Source organism: Pigmentiphaga humi (assembly GCF_900606115.1).
Taxonomy (GTDB): domain Bacteria; phylum Pseudomonadota; class Gammaproteobacteria; order Burkholderiales; family Burkholderiaceae_B; genus Pigmentiphaga; species Pigmentiphaga humi.
The window spans coordinates 46,226-62,329 of the sequence record NZ_UWPJ01000015.1 but is presented as its reverse complement, the minus strand read 5'-3'; the positions used below and the strand labels follow the sequence as shown (position 1 = coordinate 62,329).

Below are 16,104 nucleotides of genomic sequence, written 5' to 3'. Positions count from 1 at the left end.
CAAGACCCGTTCAGCTTGCGCGAAAGGCTGCCATCAGCCCCTCGACAGGTTGTAGTCGGAAATCCAGCTCGGCCAGCAGGACGCCCTGCACGTCCTTGCGGAACGCGTCCAGCCAGACCGGTGCCGGCAGGCGGCCGGCCGGCGCCGCTTCCGGTCCCGGCTCCCGCGCGGCCCCGGCGGCGGCGCCGCGCATGCGCTGGAAATGCTTCTCCAGCAAAGCCGGCACTGTCCCCAGCAGCGCGCGCTCCTGCGCCCCCAGCACCCGCTCCATGACGGCGTCCACCGCCGCGAGCTGGGCCAGTCCGGCGGACCGGGCGGCCAGATGCCCCCGCAGCCGGCCGCGCAGCATCGAGATAGTTGTTTCCATGTGCTGCTGCTTGGCCAGGTAGCGCAAGCGATAGCGCGCGAAATCCGCCTCGTGCTCGGCGCCGGCGAGCGCGATGTCGCGCCTGGCCGTTGGCCGGATGGGGTTCAGCACGCGGTCGTGCGCGATCGAATCGGCGAGCTCGGCGCGCGTGCGCGCGCAAGCGTCCTGTGCGGCATCGCCGGATACCGGCTCGTTTGCGGGCATCGCCTTGGCGCTGCCGCTCAGCACGGCGGACAACGCGATCGCGTCGGTCCAGCCCAGCCACAGGCTCAACCGGTCGGCCAGCGTCTGGCGCGCGGGGGGCAAGGGAGCGTCCGCCAAACGGGCGAGCAGGCGGACGAAAGCCGGAGCGCCGCTAGCTGTGCGCCGGGACGTATCGACCATGGAACCGGAACGTAAAAACCGGGAGTTTACACGGCCCAGGCAGCCCGGCCGGCGCTCCTTCGGCCCGCAGCCGTGCAGCCCGCCGTCCCCGCCCATGACCGTCACGACCGTTACCCTCGTACCGGAAGTCCCGGGCCTGCCTGAAGCGCCGCCGCGCGACGTCCCCTGCATGCGCAGCCTCCATATGCTTCATTTTTTGATCAATCGATCATATTAGGCAGGGGACAGGCTTCATTCTTCCGATAGATCATGAGGGTATCCACTATCCTCGATCGTTTTCAATTTTGATCGATAGATCACTATACTGCCGTCCATGGCGGGCCCGCAGGCACGCCTGCCGAGGAGACATCATCATGAACAAGCTGTTGTGCATGCATGCGTTCGCTCGCGTTGCCGAAAGCAGCAGCGTGGCCACCGCCGGCGAAAAGCTGGGCCTGTCCGCATCGGCCGTCGCCAAGTGCATCGCTCGGCTGGAAGGCGAACTGGGCGTGCAGCTGGTGGCGCGCACGACCCGGGCCATGCGGCTGACCGACCTGGGCGAGGTCTACTACCGCCAGTGCCGCGCCATCCTGGCCGAGATCGAAGAAGGCGAGGCCTTGCTCAAGCGCGGCCACGCCGAGCCGGACGGCACCCTCGCCCTGCGCGTGCCGGCGGCGTTCGGACAGTCGGTCCTGATGCCCGGCCTGGCGCGCTTCCAGTCCCGCTATCCGAAGGTCCAGCTACGCATACGCCTGGGCGACAGGCCTGTCGATCTACTGGCCGAAGGCCTGGATATGGCGGTGGTTACCGGGCCGCTGCCCAGTTCGACCTGCATCGCGCGAACACTGGCCCATGGACGGATGGTCGCCGCGGCCTCCCCCGACTACCTCGCGCGCCATGGCGTGCCGACCCATCCTTCCGAGCTGCCGGCGCACCGCTGCATCACGATGGAAGGAAGCTCGTGGAGCTTCGTGCAGGACGGCGTGCCGGTCCATGCGGCCGTGCGCGCGCAGGCGAGCGTGGACAGCGAGCTGGCGCTGCGCGCCGCCGCGCTGGGCGGCGCGGGCATCATCCACACCTGCAGCTGGACCGTAGGCAACGAGCTGAGATCCGGTGCGCTGGTCGCCGTGCTGGAGGAATTCACGCCCTCCCCCATACAGTTGATGGCCGTCTGCGCGCCGCAACGCTACATGCCCGGCAAGATGCGCGCGATGCTCGATTTCCTGCACGGACTCATGCAGGAAGACGCTCCGGCCGCGCCTGAAGCGGCCCTGCGCGCCCCTGCCGCGCGCGCTCCCGAGTTCGCGGCCGCGCGCCCGGCCACGGCCGCCGCCTGCCGGCGCGCCCACGCATAAAGAGAAGCTTCCCATGAACATCACCGAATTGAGCAGCGACGTCGTCGTCATCGGCGGCGGTTCCGCCGGCACCATGGCGGCCATCAAGGCCCACGCGGCCGGCGCCAAGGTACTGGCCATCACCAAAGGGCCGTGGCCGTCGGGCAACTCGACCAAGGCGCTGTCGGGATTCGCGGCCGCCTTCGGCCACCAGGATCCGCGCGACAATCCCGACGTGCATTTCGGCGACGTCGTGCGCAACGGCGTGGGCCTGTGCAACCAGGTACTGGTGCGCAAATGGGTCGACGCCATTTGCGAGCTGACCGAGGAAATGCGCAGCTGGGGCCTGGACCTGATCCGCGTCGAGGACAAATACCATCAGATCCCGTGGCAGGGCCACAGCCATCCACGCATGGTCCATCACCACCGCGTGACCGGCAAGTACCTGATGAGATGCCTGGGCGAGCAGGCCGAGGCGATGGGGATCGAGGCGCTGCCCCACACCATCGTCGGCGGCATCCTGAAAGACGGCGACAAGGTCCGCGGCGTCTGGGCGGTGGACTACCGCAGCGGCGCGGCCTACCTGGTGCGCTGCAAGGCGGTCATCCTCGCCACCGGCGGCTACGGCGCGCTCTACCCGGTGGGCGACAACGTGGCCGGCGCCACCGGCGAAGGCTACGCGCTGGCCTACGAGGCGGGCGCATCGCTCACCGGCATGGAGTTCGGCCACTTCCTGGCCACGCCCATCCATCCCGCCAAGATGCAGGTCAAGTTCGTGGTGATCGGTTTCATCAACGGGCTGATCAACGAAGGCAACGCCCGTCTCTACAACGGCAAGGGCGAGCGCTTCATGTACCGCCTCTACCCCGAACAGGGCGAAAAAGGCCACCTCTCCGAAGTGCTGTGCCGCCACATCAGCGAAGAAATCCTGCTCGGCAACGGCGGCCCCCACGGCGGCATTTATTTCGATGCCTCGGACGTGCCCGCCGCGCTGCGCCAGGACGAGCGCTACGCGCGCATGTTCGAGCTGGCCGAGCGCGCCGGCCTGGACCTGCGCAGCCAGCCCATCGAGATCGTCACCTATCCGCACGACCTGGTCGGCGGCGTGCGCATCGACGAGTTCGGCCGCACCGACGTGCCGGGCCTGTATGCCGCGGGCGAAGTGGCGGGCGGTTCGCACGGCGCCAGCCGCTTCGGCGGGTCGGCCTTGTCCGACTGCCTGGTGTTCGGCGCGGCCAGCGGCCTGCACGCGGCCGGCTACGCGCGCGGCGAGCCCGAACCGCTTCTGCGGGAGGACGACGCGGCCGCCTTGCGCGCCCGCTTCGAGCAATGGCAGCGCGGTGACGGATGCGAACCCCGGCAGTTGCTCGACGAGCTCTCGATGCTGGCCTTCCGGCACCTGAACATGGCCAAGACGCCGCAAGGCCTGGAGCACGTCAGGAACGAGGTGGCGCGCGTCCGCGCCGAAGCGCTGCCCCGCCTGCGCATAGACCTGTCCGCGGCGGGCTGGCCGCAGCAGATCCGGCAGGCGCTGGAAGCCGAAGGCCAGGCCGGCCTGTGCGATCTGATCGCGCGGGCCGCGCAGGAACGCAAGGAAAGCCGCGGCGGCTATTTCGGCGGTCATTACCGCACCGACTATCCGGACCAGGACGACGCGAACTGGACCGTCAACGTCGTCCTCAGGAAATGCGGCGGCGGCATGGGGGTCACGCTGGAACGTCCGCCCGAGATCGAAGGACTGTCGGAACAGATTCTTGCCGTCATGCAGGCCAAGTCCACGGCGCCCACCGATTTCGCGGAGAGCGAATGATGGGCGACGAGAAATTTCCCCCCGGCAGCTACCACGTCACGGTCTGCGCCAACCGCGTCACCGCGATCGAGAACATTCCCGACGACGACGAGCTGCTGGGCATCGAGTGGGCGCTGTCCGAGATCAAGGACACCCTGAAGCATTCCGGACGGCTCGACGGCACGTTCGGCGTGGCCGACCTGGACGAACTGTCCGAGCTCATCGACTACCTGGCCGGCCAGCTCGGCGCAGATGCCGTGGCCGGCTGGCGGGAACGCATCGCGCCATGAGCCGTCTCCGTACCGGGCGCGTGCCCGCTCTGCGCCATGGGCGGGCGCCCGCCACCCCGGTCCGGCGCCCGCCGAATTCGATCGCGATGAAGGAGTCTCCGTGAAACTCGGAATGTTCATGATGCCCCTGCATCCCCCGGGCCGGCCGATGCAGCAGACCTTGCAGGAAGACCGCGAGGCCATCCTGCTCGCCGAGGCGCTCGGCTATGCCGAGGCCTTCGTTGGCGAGCACGTCACCGATGCCGCCGAGACCGTCTCGTCATGCATCGCCTTCCTCGCCAGCGTGGCCTGCCAGACGCGCCGCATCAAGCTGGGCACCGGCACCTGCAACCTGCCCAACCAGCACCCCGCGCACATCGCCGCCCAGGTCGCCATGCTCGACCACCTGAGCGGCGGACGCGTGCTGTTCGGCATCAGCCCGGGCGGCCTGATGTCGGATGCGGAGATGTTCGATTCGCTGGACAAGAACCGCAACGAGATGTTCGTCGAATCCATCGACATGATCCTCGAACTGTGGCGGCGCGATCCCCCTTACGACATCCGCGGCAAGTACTGGAGCGCCAGCACCGCGCGCACGCAGATTCCGGAAATCGGCCAGGGCATCGTCGCGCGTCCGCTCCAGGCTCCGCATCCGCCCATCGTCGGCACTGCGGTGGCGCCCTACTCCCAAGGCGTACTGGAAATGGCCAAGCGCGGCTGGTCGCCCATCTCGGCCAACTTCCTGCTGCCCAAGTGGGTGGCGACGCATTGGCCCAAGTTCGTGGAAGGCCGCCAGGCCGCCGGGCTGGCGGCCTCGCCGCAGGACTGGCGCGTCGCCAAGAGCATCTTCGTGGCCGACGACCGCGCCACCGCGCAGCGCTATGCACTGGGCGCCGACGGCCCCTACGCGTTCTACTTCAGGCAGTTGATGCGCAAGCTGGTCGGCGGCGGCAATCGCGGCAACCTCTTCAAGCCCGACCCGGCCATGCCGGATGCCGACCTGACCCTGGACTTCGTGCTGCGCAACCTCGTCATTGCCGGCACGGTGGACGACGTGGCCGAACAGCTGCTCGCGTTCCGGGAGCAGGTCGGCGACTTCGGCACGCTGCTGTACGCCTGCCACGATTGGCAGGACGCCGCGCTGGGCAAACGGTCGATGGAATTGATGGCTCGGGAAGTGCTGCCTCGCGTCAATGCCGCCGTGCAGGCCTGCGCGTGAAGCCGCGCCGGCGCACGGCGGAACTGGCCCGCGCCGGGTGCGCGTGGCACAATCCGCCGCATGGGTGACCCTGCCAGCTTGCCATGACAACAACAAAATCCCGGCTGCGGACCGAAGCGGCGGCGCCCGCCGGCGCCAGTCCCGGCGCCGGCGCGCATGCCGCGCCGGTTCGCCAGCGCGCCAGCAAGCTCAGCTCCGCGGACCGCGAGCAGATGATCGTGCGCAATGCGGTGCGCTACTTCGCCCGCCACGGATTCCAGGGCAGCACGCGCGACCTGGCCAAGGAGCTGGGCATCACGCAGTCGCTGCTGTACCGCTATTTTCCCAGCAAGCAGGCGCTGTTCGACCGGGTCTATGCCGAAGTCTACCTGTCGCGCTGGAACCCCCTGTGGGAAGAACAGATCCAGGACCGCTCGCGGCCGCTGCAGGAGCGCCTGATCGCCTACTACCAGGACTACGCCAAGTCCATGCTGCAGCAGGACTGGGTGCGCCTGCTGATCTTCGCCGGCCTGGAGCACGCAGGCATCAACGAGCGCCTGTTCCGCCTGCTGCGGGTCAAGATATACGAACCCGTGGTGCGCGAATGCTATGCCGAATTCGGCCATCCCGACGCGCCGTTCGACATGGACGAGGAAACCGAGATGGTCTGGGCTCTGCATGCCAGCATCTTCTATCTCGGTATGCGCCGGTGGGTGTACGTGACCCGCATGCCGCGCGACCTGGAAGCCACGATCCGCCAACTGGTCGAGAGCTTCCTGCACGGCATGCGCGCGCGCGTCCAGGCGCAGGCCGACGAACGCGCGGGCGCTTCCCGGCCTCCGGAGCCCAAGCGGACGTCCGCGCCGCGCTGAACGATGCCGGCGGCGGCGCCCGCTACTGCATCTTCACCCCGGCCTCGGGAATCCAGGCCGAGAACCGCTTGTAGTCGGCCGCCACGGTCTGCGCGAACGCCCCCGCGTCCACCGGCCGCAGCACGCCTCCTCCTTCTTCGACGAGCCGGCGCACCTTGGGATCGAGCAAGGCTTTGTTGATGGCGCCATTCAGTTTGTTCACCAGCTCCGCCGGCATGCCCTTGGGCGCGAAGAAGCCGAACCAGGCCTCCATGCCGTAGTCGGACATGCCGTCTTCCATGAAGCCCGGCACGTCGGGCAGCGCCCGGTTGCGCTCGACGCTGGTCACCGCCAAGGGCGTGAACATGCCGTTGCGCGCCTGCGGCAAGGCCACCAGGAACGGTTCGACGCTGGCCTGGATGTCGTTGGCCTGCAGGGCCACCAGCGTCTGCGCATTGCCGCCGTAGGGCACGTAGACCGGTTTGACGTCGTGCCGCTGGAAGAAGCGGTATTGCGTCAGGTAGGACATTCCGCCCTCGCCATGGTGGCCGACGAAGAACCGGCCGGGGTTGGCCTTGGCGTACGCCACCAGTTCCTTGAGCGAAGTGATCCCGGATTTCTTGCTGGCCGTCCACAGCATGGGGTAGACCGCATGCTGCGCCACCGGCACCAGATCCACGGTGGGGTTGTAGCGGGCGTTGGCGTAGACGAAGGGATTCATCGTCAGCGTGGACATCGAGCCGAACAGCAGCGTATAGCCGTCGGGCGGCGCATTCGACACATAGTTGACCGAGATCAGCCCGTTGGCGCCGGTCTTGGTCAGGACCACGAAAGGCTGGCCGAGCTGTTCCTGGACGCTTTCGCCCACCATGCGCACCATCTGGTCCGAAACGCCTGGCGGCGTTCCCACCACGACCGAGACCGGCCTGGCGGGAAAGTCGCCTTGCGCCAGGGCCCTGCCGCCCAGCAGCGTGGCGCCCGCCAGCGCCCCCATCCGCGCCAGCATCGACCGGCGCGCCGGATCGAGTGCGTCATCTCCAAGCCTGGGTTCGTGGTCCACTCGTCTGTCTCCTGGGTTGCCGCGGCTTCGTCGATGGCCCCGGCTCCCAGGCATCATAGGGAGGGCCTCGGGCAGGAACAAGGCGGACACGGGAAAAACAGCTCGGAAGATCCTTCCGCGAACCGGCGCCGGCGCGCGCCGCGCACGGATCCGGGCAGCTATGCCCCGCGCGCCGGCGCCACCGATGCGCCTTCGATGCCGTGCCGCCGCAGCGCCTGCTCGACGAAGCCCTCGGCCTTCATGCGCTCGACGAAGTCCGACAGCGCCTGCACCACTTCCGCCGGACGCGACTTGGGGCAGCCCATGGCCTGCCGGATCACCATGAAGCCGCCGGGCAGGAGGCGCACGCCGCCCACCCGCTGCGCATCGCTCTCCAACTGCTGCCTGACGCCCGCGGCCACTTCCAGGCCCTGCTCCAGCCAGACGTCGACGGTGGTGGGAGAAGTCTGCGCGCGCACGATCTGCGCATGCTTGAATTCGCGCGTCAGGTAAAGATCGTAGGCGCTGCCCTTGCCCACGACCACGCGGTGGCCGGGGCGGTCGACCTCGCTGTTGTCGCGCAGCGGCGAGTCCTGCTTGACCAGATAGGAGCCCTCGATCAGCACATAGGGCTCGGTGAACGAGATTCCAGCGCCCCGCACCGGGTCGACGGCGAAGAAACCGAAATCGGCCTGCTCGTTGGTGACCGCCTCGACCGACTTGCCCGCCGAATCGAATACCACCAGTTCCAGCGGCAGGCCGAGCTCGGCCGCCAGTGCGCGCGCCAGATCTACCGATACGCCGCACGGTTCGCCCGTCTCGGGATCCTTGCCGGCCAGGATGGGGTTGCCCAGATTGATGGAGGCTCGCAGCGGGCCGGTGGGGGCGAAGGCGCGCGCCAGGGCTTGATCGGTCATGATGGGGTTTGCTCCAGTTCGTTATGCGGTCACGAACGGAAATGTAGCCCAGATTCGAGCCGGATTCCGGCACCCAGCCCCCTGCCGGCGCCGCAGCAGCCTCCTACCGCGGCGTCACGCTGCGTCGCCAGCCGGCAAGCCCCGCAGGTAGGCCAGCGTCTCGTCCAGGCTCACTACGTCGGCATACTTGGTCTCGAGGTCGAACAGGCTTTGCGTGTGGGCCGCGGCCGAGCGGTCGCCGACCCCTTCGGCCACGATCATCGGCCTGAAACCCATCTGGCATGCATCGACGGCCGTAGCGCGCACGCATCCGCTGGTCGAGGTTCCGGTGAGGATCAGCGTATCCACGCCCAGGTTCTGCAGCCTGGATGCGAGATCCGTGCCGAAGAAGCACGACGCGTACTTCTTGTACAGGACGGCATCGTGCTCGCGCCGGTGCAGGCGGCCGTCGATCTCGTGGCCGTCGCCCGACGCGGCCAGCGACATCGATCCCTTCTGCTTGATGGCCCACAGGCCGGCGTCCCGCATGAGCGGATCGTCATAGCGCACGCAGGTGAAGATCACCGGCACGTTCCGGGCCGCGGCCGCATCGAGCAAGGCGTTGGCCGTGCCGATCTGCGGCGCCAGGTCGGCGCCGAGCGGCCGCGCCGGGTCGGTGAATCCTTTCGTCAGGTCGATCACCATGACGGCGGGCCGCTTGCCGAAGCCCAGCCGCACGGCAAAGCCGCGCTCCTGGAAAAAAGCGAAGTCGGGGTGCTGAGAAATATGCGTCACTTGCCAAGTCCTAGAAAACAATTCAGAGCCCTTGAAGGAGCCCGCGCAGGCGGGCAGGGAATGGGAGCCCTACTCCACCTTTATACCCGCCTCGCGGATCACCTTGTCCCACTTGGCCGAGTCCGCGGCGAAGCGCTCGACCAGGTCCTTCTGCGGCAGGAACTCGGGTTCGATCCCCTGCCCCGCCAGCGTGGCGCGCGCGTCGTCCGACAGCATGACGCGCTGCACCTGCTGTTCCCATTTGGCGATCACGTCACCCGGCGTCCCCTTGGGCGCCACCACGCTCACCCACAACTGGCTCGCATAGCCAGGCACGCCGGCCTGGGCAACCGGCGGCACGCCGGGCAGCGCGGCGACCGGCACGGTGTCGGCCACGGCCAGCGCCTTCAGCTTGCCCGCCTTGATGTGCGGCAGCACCGCGGTAATGGGCGAGAACACCAGATTGATCTGCCCGCCGACCAGGTCGACCACCGCCGGCGCGGTGCCCTTGTACGGCACGTGCACCATCCGGATGCCCGCCATGGACTGGAACAGTTCGGCCGAAAGATGGTGCAGCGTGCCCTCGCCGGCCGACCCGAAGGTCAGCTTGCCCGGGTTCTTGCGCGCGTAGTCGATGAATTCCTGCACGGAGTTGGCCGGCACCGAAGGATGCACCGTCATCACGATCGGCACTTTGGCGATGCTGGCCACCGGCATCAGGTCGCGGCCGACGTTGAAGGGCAGATTCTTGTAGAGCAGCGGCGCAACCGACCAGATCTCGTTGGGCAATACCAGCAAGGTGTAGCCGTCGGGCGCCGATTTGGCCACCGCGGCCGTGCCGATCTGGCCTGCCGCGCCGGGGCGGTTTTCCACGACGACCGGCTGCCTCCATGCCTCGCCCGCCTTCGAGGCGAAATAACGCGCCAGGTAGTCCGTGCTGCCGCCGGGCGCGAATGCATCGATCAGCTTGACCGGACGTGACGGATAATCGGCCGCGGAAACTGCCGCGGGGGCCAGCCACACGCCAACGGCCAACCATGCGCAGGCTGTACGGGCAAAAGCATTCATGTCGTCCTCCTTGTATCGTATGGATGGACGCCATTAGAGACGCGGCGCGAACCGCCATCCAGAACATTTTTGCTATGCGAGCGGTATGTTTTCGCTACTGCAGCATGGCACGACGAGACGCCAGATGAATTTGCGCCAGCTCCGCTATTTCCGCGCCGCGGTCGAACAACGCAATTTCACCCGCGCCGCCGAGCGCATGCACGTCGCCCAGCCCGCGCTGGGCCAGCACATCCGCGCGCTCGAGGAAGAGTTGCAGGTCACCCTGCTCAAGCGCCATTCGCGCGGCGTGGACCCGACGCCCGCCGGCCAGCTGCTCTACACGCGCAGCGCCGAGGTCTTCGACATGCTGGAGCGCATACGCAAGGAAGTCATCGCGCTCGAACGCAGGCAGCGCCCCGCGATCTCGTTCGGGCTCACGACCAGCCTGACCCTGCTCATCGGCGCCGACCTGCAATTGGCCGCCGCGCGCGACCACCAGCAGCTCACGCTCAGCCTGCGCGAAGACCCCAGTTTCCTGCTGGTCGACGCCGTCGAGCGACAGGAGCTGGACGTCGCGCTGGCCTACGACATCGATCCCCGGCCCGGACTGAGCATCACCGCCGCGCTCAAGGAAGCCCACCTGTTCGTCACCCACCCCGACCAGGCCCCCGCCCAGGAATCCGTCACGCTGGAACAGATCCTGGACTTCGACCTGGCCATGGGCACGGAACGCGACATCGGCCGCAGCGCGCTGGCGCGCGCGGTCGGCGTTGCACCGGTCGACCTGCCCATACGCTATGAAGTGCAATCCATCGCCGCGATCCGGGAACTGCTCATGCGGGGGTCGGCCGCCAGCGTTCTGCCCTACGGCACCGTGGCGCGCGAACTGGCGCAGGGCACGCTGGCGGCGCGGCGAATCGTCGGCTGCGACCTGGAAAGCACCCTCTACGTGGTACGGCGCAGCCACTCCGCCACCATCAAGGAAGACCGGCCCCTGGTGGAGCTTGCCCTCGACATGGTGCTGGCGCGGCTGGACGGCCTGGCCTGGCGGCTGGAATGAATCAGAAGCTGCCGAACCACGTGCCCAATGCGATGACCATGGCCAGCGCCGGCAGCGGGAACAGCATCGTCACGGCGGCGATGTCGCCGTAGGATTGCCGGTGCGTGAGCTTGCAGATGGCCAGCAGCGTAATGATGGCGCCGCAATGCGGCAGGGTGTCCATGCCGCCCGCCGCCATCACCGCCACCCGGTGCATCAGCTCCGGGCTGATGCCGGCCTGCTCCGCCATGCGCAGGTAATCCGCGCCCAGGGTCTGCAGGGCGATGCTCAAGCCGCCCGACGACGACCCGGTAATGCCCGCCAGCACGTTCATCGCCACCGCCTCGGAAATCAGGGGGTTGCCGGGCGATACGTTCAGCACCGCGTCGCGGATGATGGCGAACCCCGCCAGCCCGGCGATGACCGCGCCGTAGCCCACTTCGGAAGCCGTGTTGAACAGCGGCAGCATGAAGCCGAACACGCCCTTGTTCACCGTCGCCTTCAGGTCGCTCCACTTGCCCAGCCGCAGCACCACCAGCGTGGCGCACGCCGCGGCCAGCGCGATGATGATGGCCCACAGGCCGACGATCTTCTGCGGCTCGACCTCGGCAAAACGCTCCGCCATGAATGAGAAATCCACGCCGGGGAACACCACGTAGGTGAACAGCGCATTGATGCCCACCACCAGCAGCAGCGGCAGCAAGGCCAGCGGCACAGGCATCAGCGACCAGCGCGCATCCTCGCCCGGTTCGGCCGGATCGGCGGCCTGCGCTTCCTCCGCCGCGCCATAGCCCTCGCCGCGCGCCTGAGCCGCTGCGGCGCGCCGGCGCAGCCACCAGATCCCGCCCGAGAACATCGCCAGCGACGCCAGGAGGCCCAGCCCCGGCGCGGCGAACACGTTCGTGCCGAAGAACGGGATGGGAATCGCGTTCTGGATCGCCGGCGTGCCGGGCAGCGCCGTCATCGTGAAGGTGAAGGCGCCCAGCGCGATCGTCGCCGGGATCAGCCGTTTCGGGATTCCCGCGGTCTGGAACAGATTGACCGCCACCGGGTAGATGGCGAACGCGACCACGAACAGCGACACCCCGCCGTAAGTGAGCAGCGCGCAGGCCAGCACCACCGTCACGATCGCGTGCCGCTCGCCCACGCTGCGCACGATCCAGCGCGCCAGCGTATTGGCCGCGCCCGAATCGGCCATCAACTGGCCGAACAGCGAGCCGAGCAGGAAGATGGGCAGGTACTGGAGCACGTAGCCGCTCAGGGCCGTCATGAACGTGCTCGTGTAGATGGGCAGCAGCCATGCGGCATCGCCGGAAAGCAGGACGGCCAGGGCGCCCATCAGCGGGGCCAGGAGCAGGACGGTCACGCCCCGGTAGGCCAGGTACATCAAAGCGGCAAGGGATACGACGATGGCGAGGGTGCTGGTCATGAAGCGATCGCAAGACTAGGGGGTAACCCCAATGATCGCATTTTTCTGCGGCGCGGCGGGTGGGATCGGCTATCGCGCCGGCTGCCCGTGCTGGCCCATGCCTGCGACATCCTGTGCGGCCCGGCCGATCACTCCCCTGAACCATTGGTGGAAGGTGCTGCGCTGGGTGCGCTCGTGCCAGTACAAGGCGTTGTTCACGCGCGGCAGCGTACCGGGGAAATCGGCGATCCGCACCGGGAAGACTTCGCTTATCTTGAGCGCCATCCGCCGCGGCACCGTCGCCACCGCGTCCGACACCATCAACGTTCCCAGCAACGCCATCAAGCCCTGCGCCTGGATGCAGACATGCAGCGTCTGGCCCTGCCGCTTGACGAACTCGTCGATCACCCGCCCCGAGGTCGTCCTGCCGTTGCCCTGCAGCCTGACGTGCGGCAAGGCCGTATAGACGGGCAGCGTCAATGCTTGCGCCAAGGCGGCGTTGGCCGGGCCGCCGATCACCACGACATCGTCGTCGAACAAAGGCATGGCGCGTACCGAAGGCTGCGGATCTCGCACCCAGCCCAGTCTGAAATCGACTTCTCCCGACGCCAGCAAATGGCTGATGCGCCGCTGGTCCGGCGAACGCACGCTCAAGGTGACCTGCGGCGCATGGCGGCGCAGATCCATGGCTATGGACGGCAGCAGGAGCTGCTCCAGGTACTCGGGCGCGGTCACGATGACCTCGCGCTGCTGGCGCGACGGATCGAAGTCCTGCTGCGCCGCCTGGATGCCCGCGAGCTCCCCCAGGAAGCGCCGGACCTCCGCCTCCAGCGCGACCGCCTTCTCGGTGGGCAGCATGCCTTGCGGACCGCGCACCAGCAGCGGGTCGCCAAAGCTCTTGCGCAGCCGGTTCAGCGCCTGGGTAATGGCCGGCTGCGAAACGCCGACCACGAGCGATGTCGCGGTGACGCTGCGCTCGGTCATCAGCGTGAGGAAGATGTGCAGGCTGCGGAAATCGACGTTGGCCAGCGGGTGCATAGGTAGGGATCCGGAAAACCGTGCAGGCGGCGTGCGCTTGCTTGCCGCGCCGCCCCATTAGCGCGCGCTTATTTTCCTCATAAGCGCAGCCCTGCCGCCAGGAGGGGCGCCGGCGCGTAGCATGCCTGCACAACACAAGTATGGAGACAAGCATGAAAACAGCCAGCGCCCTGGCGATGCTGCTGCTCGCCTGTTCGGCCCGCGCCGTGGCCGCCGATGCCGGCTATCCGGCCAAACCGGTCAAGCTGGTGCTGCCTTTCCCGACCGGAGCCACCTTCGTCGTCGGCCAGACCCTGGCCGAAACCCTGACGCGCGAACTCGGCCAGGCTGTCGTGATCGAGAACAAGTCTGGCGCGGGCGGGCGCATCGCCATGGAACACGTAGCCAAGGCGCCCGCCGACGGTTATACCCTGCTGCTGAGCTCGCCCACATTGACGATTACCCCGGCCATCAATCCGGCGCTGCGCTTCGACCCGCTGACCGACCTGGCGCCGGTGGCGATGGTGGCGGAAGTTCCCAACGTGTTCGTCGTCAACCCGCAGAAATTCGGCCGGGACGACTTCGCCGCCCTGCGCGCACGCATTGCCGCCAACCCCGGCAAATTCAGTTTCGGCTCGGGCGGAGCGGGCTCCTCCAACCACCTCGCCTTCGAGAAATTCAAGGCCTTGACGAGCAGCGACATCCTCCACGTTCCCTACCAGGGCGCATCCCAGGCGGTCACGGCTGCGGTGGGCGGTCAGATCGACATGGTCATCAACGGCCTGCCCAACTCCGTGCCCCTGATCAAGGGCCAGCAGCTCAAGGCCATGTTCGTCCTCACCAAGGAACGCCAGCCTCTCTTGCCGGACGTGCCCTCCGCGGTCGAGATCGGCCTGCCGGACATGGTGGTGACCACCTGGTACGGCGTGCTCGCGCCCCAAGGCACGCCGCCGGCCATCCGCGAGAAGGTGGCCGCCGCGATCCAACGCGGGCTGTCCGCGCCGGACGTGCGCAAGCGGCTGGCCGACAACGGCATCGAATTCGTTTATTCCGATCCGGCCGAGTTCGGCGCCTTCATCAAGCAGGACTACGCGGCCTGGAAGAAGGTCGTGGCCGACGCCGCCATCAACGTCCAGAACTGATCCCACCGCCGCAACCAGGAATCCTATTATGCAAACGCTCTGCCCGACCCAGGAAGAAATGCAGTCCCGCATCGCCCGCTTCGACAAGCTCAAGCCGCGCGCGTCCCACTGGAACGAGGACCTGGGCATTCCCGCCGAGGTGCTGCGCATCTTCAACCCCAAGGCCAACTACGTGCTGATGGCGCCTGCCTCGCTGCCGGGCCGGCTGTCTCCCAACCCGGCCATCGTCGGCGGCGACCAGGGCGTCATGCGCATCGGCCTGGCGCTCGCGGCGCCCAACGACGGGCCGGAGCTGCACGTGCACTGGAAGACCCACGAGACTTTCATGGCCTTGTCCGGCCGCTGGCTGATACGCTGGGGCGACGAGGGCCAGGAAAGCATCGTGCTCGAGCCCTACGACATGATCGCCATGCCGCCCCGCGTCGCCCGCCAGTTCATCAACATTTCCGACCAGGACGCCCATCTGCTGGTCTTCATCCAGGGTCAACCCGAAGATTTCGACGACGTCGGCCGCCTGCCTTCCGTGCGCCAGAAGATCATCGACCAGTACGGCGCCGACGTGCTCGCCGCGCTGGAAAACAACGGCTGGGATTTCTCCCTCGTTCCCAAGAGCATGCGCGAGGGAGCCGAAGCATGACGGCGCTCGCCCCGGTCGACCCGGCGCTGGCCGCCGTCCAGACGCGCCTCAAGGCCGAAGGCGCCGCGCAAGCCGACCCCACGGCGCTTCCCCTGGCCGAAGCGCGCGCCCAGCAAGACCGCTATTTCCGCGCCGTCAACGCCGCCCTGCCCGCCATAGGCGGCACCACCGACTTGACCGTGGACGGCGCCGCCGGCCCGATCCGCGCGCGCCTGTACCGGCCCCGGGACGAAGCGGGCGAGGCCTTCGTGGTGTTCGTGCGCGGGGCGGGCTGGTGGGCGGGCGGGCTCGACTCGCATGAAGCGGTCTGCCGCGGCATTGCCCAGGCTACGCGCCGCGCCGTCGTGGCGCTGGATTACCGGCGCTCCCCCGAGCACGTGTTCCCCGCCCAGCGCGATGACGTCGTGGCGGGCGTACGCGGGCTGCTGGCGCGCGCCGGCGAGCTCGGACTGCCCGGGCGGGCCGTGCTGTGGGGCGAATCGGCCGGCGCCTCGCTGTGCGTACTGGCCTGGCGCCGCCTGGCCGATACCGGCGCCGATCCTGCCGCCCTGCCGGCGCTGGCCCTGTTCTACGGGAACCTCGGCGGACCGCGGGAGAATCTGCGGCCGCAGTCGAAGTGGGTCTGGCGGCAATATCTCGGCGGCGCGTGGCCCGATCCCCCCACGGCCGCGGTGCCGGCCAAAACCGGCCTGGACGGTTTCCCGCCCACATGGCTGGGCGTGGGCGACGCCGATCCGCTGATCGAAGACTCGCGGCAATTCGCGGCGCTGCTGCGCGATGCGGGCCGCCCCTGCGAGCTCGCGGTCTACCCCGGCATGCCGCACGGCTTTTCGGCCTACGGCGAAGACAGCCCCGTCGCACGCGCGGCCACCCGCGATGCGGCCGCTTTCGTGGCGCGAACGCTGGACGACGCGGACTGACCGCCCGGGCAACG

General features: G+C 68.2%; 16 protein-coding genes. 9 read left to right on the top strand and 7 right to left on the bottom strand.

The window, feature by feature from the left end; genetic code table 11:
- Positions 1–10: 10 nt before the first annotated feature.
- A complete protein-coding gene (locus PIGHUM_RS08490) occupies positions 11–751 on the bottom strand; it encodes a DUF3348 domain-containing protein (RefSeq protein ID WP_124079144.1) in 741 nt (246 codons plus the stop codon).
- Positions 752–1,104: 353 nt separating this feature from the next.
- Here PIGHUM_RS08490 and PIGHUM_RS08485 point away from each other — a divergent pair, with 353 nt between their 5' ends.
- The 5 genes from PIGHUM_RS08485 to PIGHUM_RS08465 all read left to right on the top strand — a co-directional run bounded on the left by PIGHUM_RS08485 (position 1,105) and on the right by PIGHUM_RS08465 (position 6,192).
- Positions 1,105–2,085, top strand: coding sequence for a LysR family transcriptional regulator (locus tag PIGHUM_RS08485; RefSeq protein ID WP_124079143.1), 981 nt, complete (start codon positions 1,105–1,107; stop codon positions 2,083–2,085).
- 13 nt (positions 2,086–2,098) lie between these two features.
- Complete coding sequence (locus PIGHUM_RS08480; RefSeq protein ID WP_124079142.1) at positions 2,099–3,874, top strand: FAD-binding protein; 1,776 nt, start codon at positions 2,099–2,101, stop codon at positions 3,872–3,874.
- A complete protein-coding gene (locus tag PIGHUM_RS08475; RefSeq protein ID WP_124079141.1) occupies positions 3,871–4,143 on the top strand; it encodes a hypothetical protein in 273 nt (90 codons plus the stop codon). Before PIGHUM_RS08480 ends, PIGHUM_RS08475 begins: the two co-directional genes overlap by 4 nt.
- Before the next feature lie 100 nt (positions 4,144–4,243).
- Positions 4,244–5,341: an LLM class flavin-dependent oxidoreductase gene (locus PIGHUM_RS08470; protein WP_124079140.1), complete on the top strand. Its 1,098-nt coding sequence runs from the start codon at positions 4,244–4,246 to the stop codon at positions 5,339–5,341.
- Between the two features lie 83 nt (positions 5,342–5,424).
- Positions 5,425–6,192, top strand: a complete 768-nt coding sequence (locus tag PIGHUM_RS08465) for a TetR/AcrR family transcriptional regulator (protein WP_124079139.1) — start codon at positions 5,425–5,427, stop codon at positions 6,190–6,192.
- Between the two features lie 22 nt (positions 6,193–6,214).
- Here the strand turns inward: PIGHUM_RS08465 and PIGHUM_RS08460 are convergent, their stop codons facing one another.
- The 4 genes from PIGHUM_RS08460 to PIGHUM_RS08445 form a co-directional block, all read right to left on the bottom strand.
- Positions 6,215–7,231 (bottom strand): Bug family tripartite tricarboxylate transporter substrate binding protein, encoded by a 1,017-nt coding sequence (locus PIGHUM_RS08460; RefSeq protein WP_160142211.1) that lies wholly within the window; start codon positions 7,229–7,231, stop codon positions 6,215–6,217.
- A gap of 158 nt (positions 7,232–7,389) precedes the next feature.
- A complete protein-coding gene (locus PIGHUM_RS08455) occupies positions 7,390–8,127 on the bottom strand; it encodes an ABC transporter substrate-binding protein (protein WP_124079137.1) in 738 nt (245 codons plus the stop codon).
- Positions 8,128–8,241: 114 nt separating this feature from the next.
- Entirely contained in the window at positions 8,242–8,901 is a 660-nt protein-coding gene (locus PIGHUM_RS08450; RefSeq protein ID WP_246013041.1) for an isochorismatase family protein, read from the bottom strand.
- Between the two features lie 69 nt (positions 8,902–8,970).
- The gene (locus PIGHUM_RS08445) at positions 8,971–9,948 is read right to left on the bottom strand and encodes a Bug family tripartite tricarboxylate transporter substrate binding protein (RefSeq protein ID WP_124079136.1); all 978 of its coding nucleotides are present in this window, start codon (positions 9,946–9,948) and stop codon (positions 8,971–8,973) included.
- A 124-nt stretch (positions 9,949–10,072) separates the two neighbouring features.
- Here PIGHUM_RS08445 and PIGHUM_RS08440 point away from each other — a divergent pair, with 124 nt between their 5' ends.
- On the top strand, positions 10,073–10,987 hold the full coding sequence (locus PIGHUM_RS08440) for a LysR family transcriptional regulator (RefSeq protein ID WP_160142210.1): 915 nt from the start codon (positions 10,073–10,075) through the stop codon (positions 10,985–10,987).
- Between the two features lies 1 nt (position 10,988).
- On the opposite strand, the gene PIGHUM_RS08435 is transcribed toward PIGHUM_RS08440, so the two are convergent.
- Together PIGHUM_RS08435 and PIGHUM_RS08430 are read right to left on the bottom strand one after the other, a co-directional pair.
- Positions 10,989–12,395: a GntP family permease gene (locus tag PIGHUM_RS08435; protein ID WP_124079134.1), complete on the bottom strand. Its 1,407-nt coding sequence runs from the start codon at positions 12,393–12,395 to the stop codon at positions 10,989–10,991.
- 69 nt (positions 12,396–12,464) lie between these two features.
- On the bottom strand, positions 12,465–13,412 hold the full coding sequence (locus PIGHUM_RS08430; RefSeq protein WP_124079133.1) for a LysR family transcriptional regulator: 948 nt from the start codon (positions 13,410–13,412) through the stop codon (positions 12,465–12,467).
- A gap of 152 nt (positions 13,413–13,564) precedes the next feature.
- On the opposite strand from PIGHUM_RS08430, the gene PIGHUM_RS08425 reads away from it, so the two are divergent.
- From PIGHUM_RS08425 to PIGHUM_RS08415, 3 genes are read left to right on the top strand one after another with little or no spacing between them, the layout of a single operon-like run.
- Positions 13,565–14,533 carry a Bug family tripartite tricarboxylate transporter substrate binding protein gene (locus PIGHUM_RS08425; protein WP_160142209.1) on the top strand — a complete coding sequence of 323 codons (969 nt, stop codon included), beginning with the start codon at positions 13,565–13,567 and terminating at the stop codon, positions 14,531–14,533.
- A gap of 28 nt (positions 14,534–14,561) precedes the next feature.
- Positions 14,562–15,170 carry a cupin domain-containing protein gene (locus PIGHUM_RS08420; RefSeq protein WP_124079131.1) on the top strand — a complete coding sequence of 203 codons (609 nt, stop codon included), beginning with the start codon at positions 14,562–14,564 and terminating at the stop codon, positions 15,168–15,170.
- Positions 15,167–16,090 (top strand): alpha/beta hydrolase fold domain-containing protein, encoded by a 924-nt coding sequence (locus PIGHUM_RS08415; protein ID WP_124079130.1) that lies wholly within the window; start codon positions 15,167–15,169, stop codon positions 16,088–16,090. Before PIGHUM_RS08420 ends, PIGHUM_RS08415 begins: the two co-directional genes overlap by 4 nt.
- Positions 16,091–16,104: the final 14 nt, after the last annotated feature.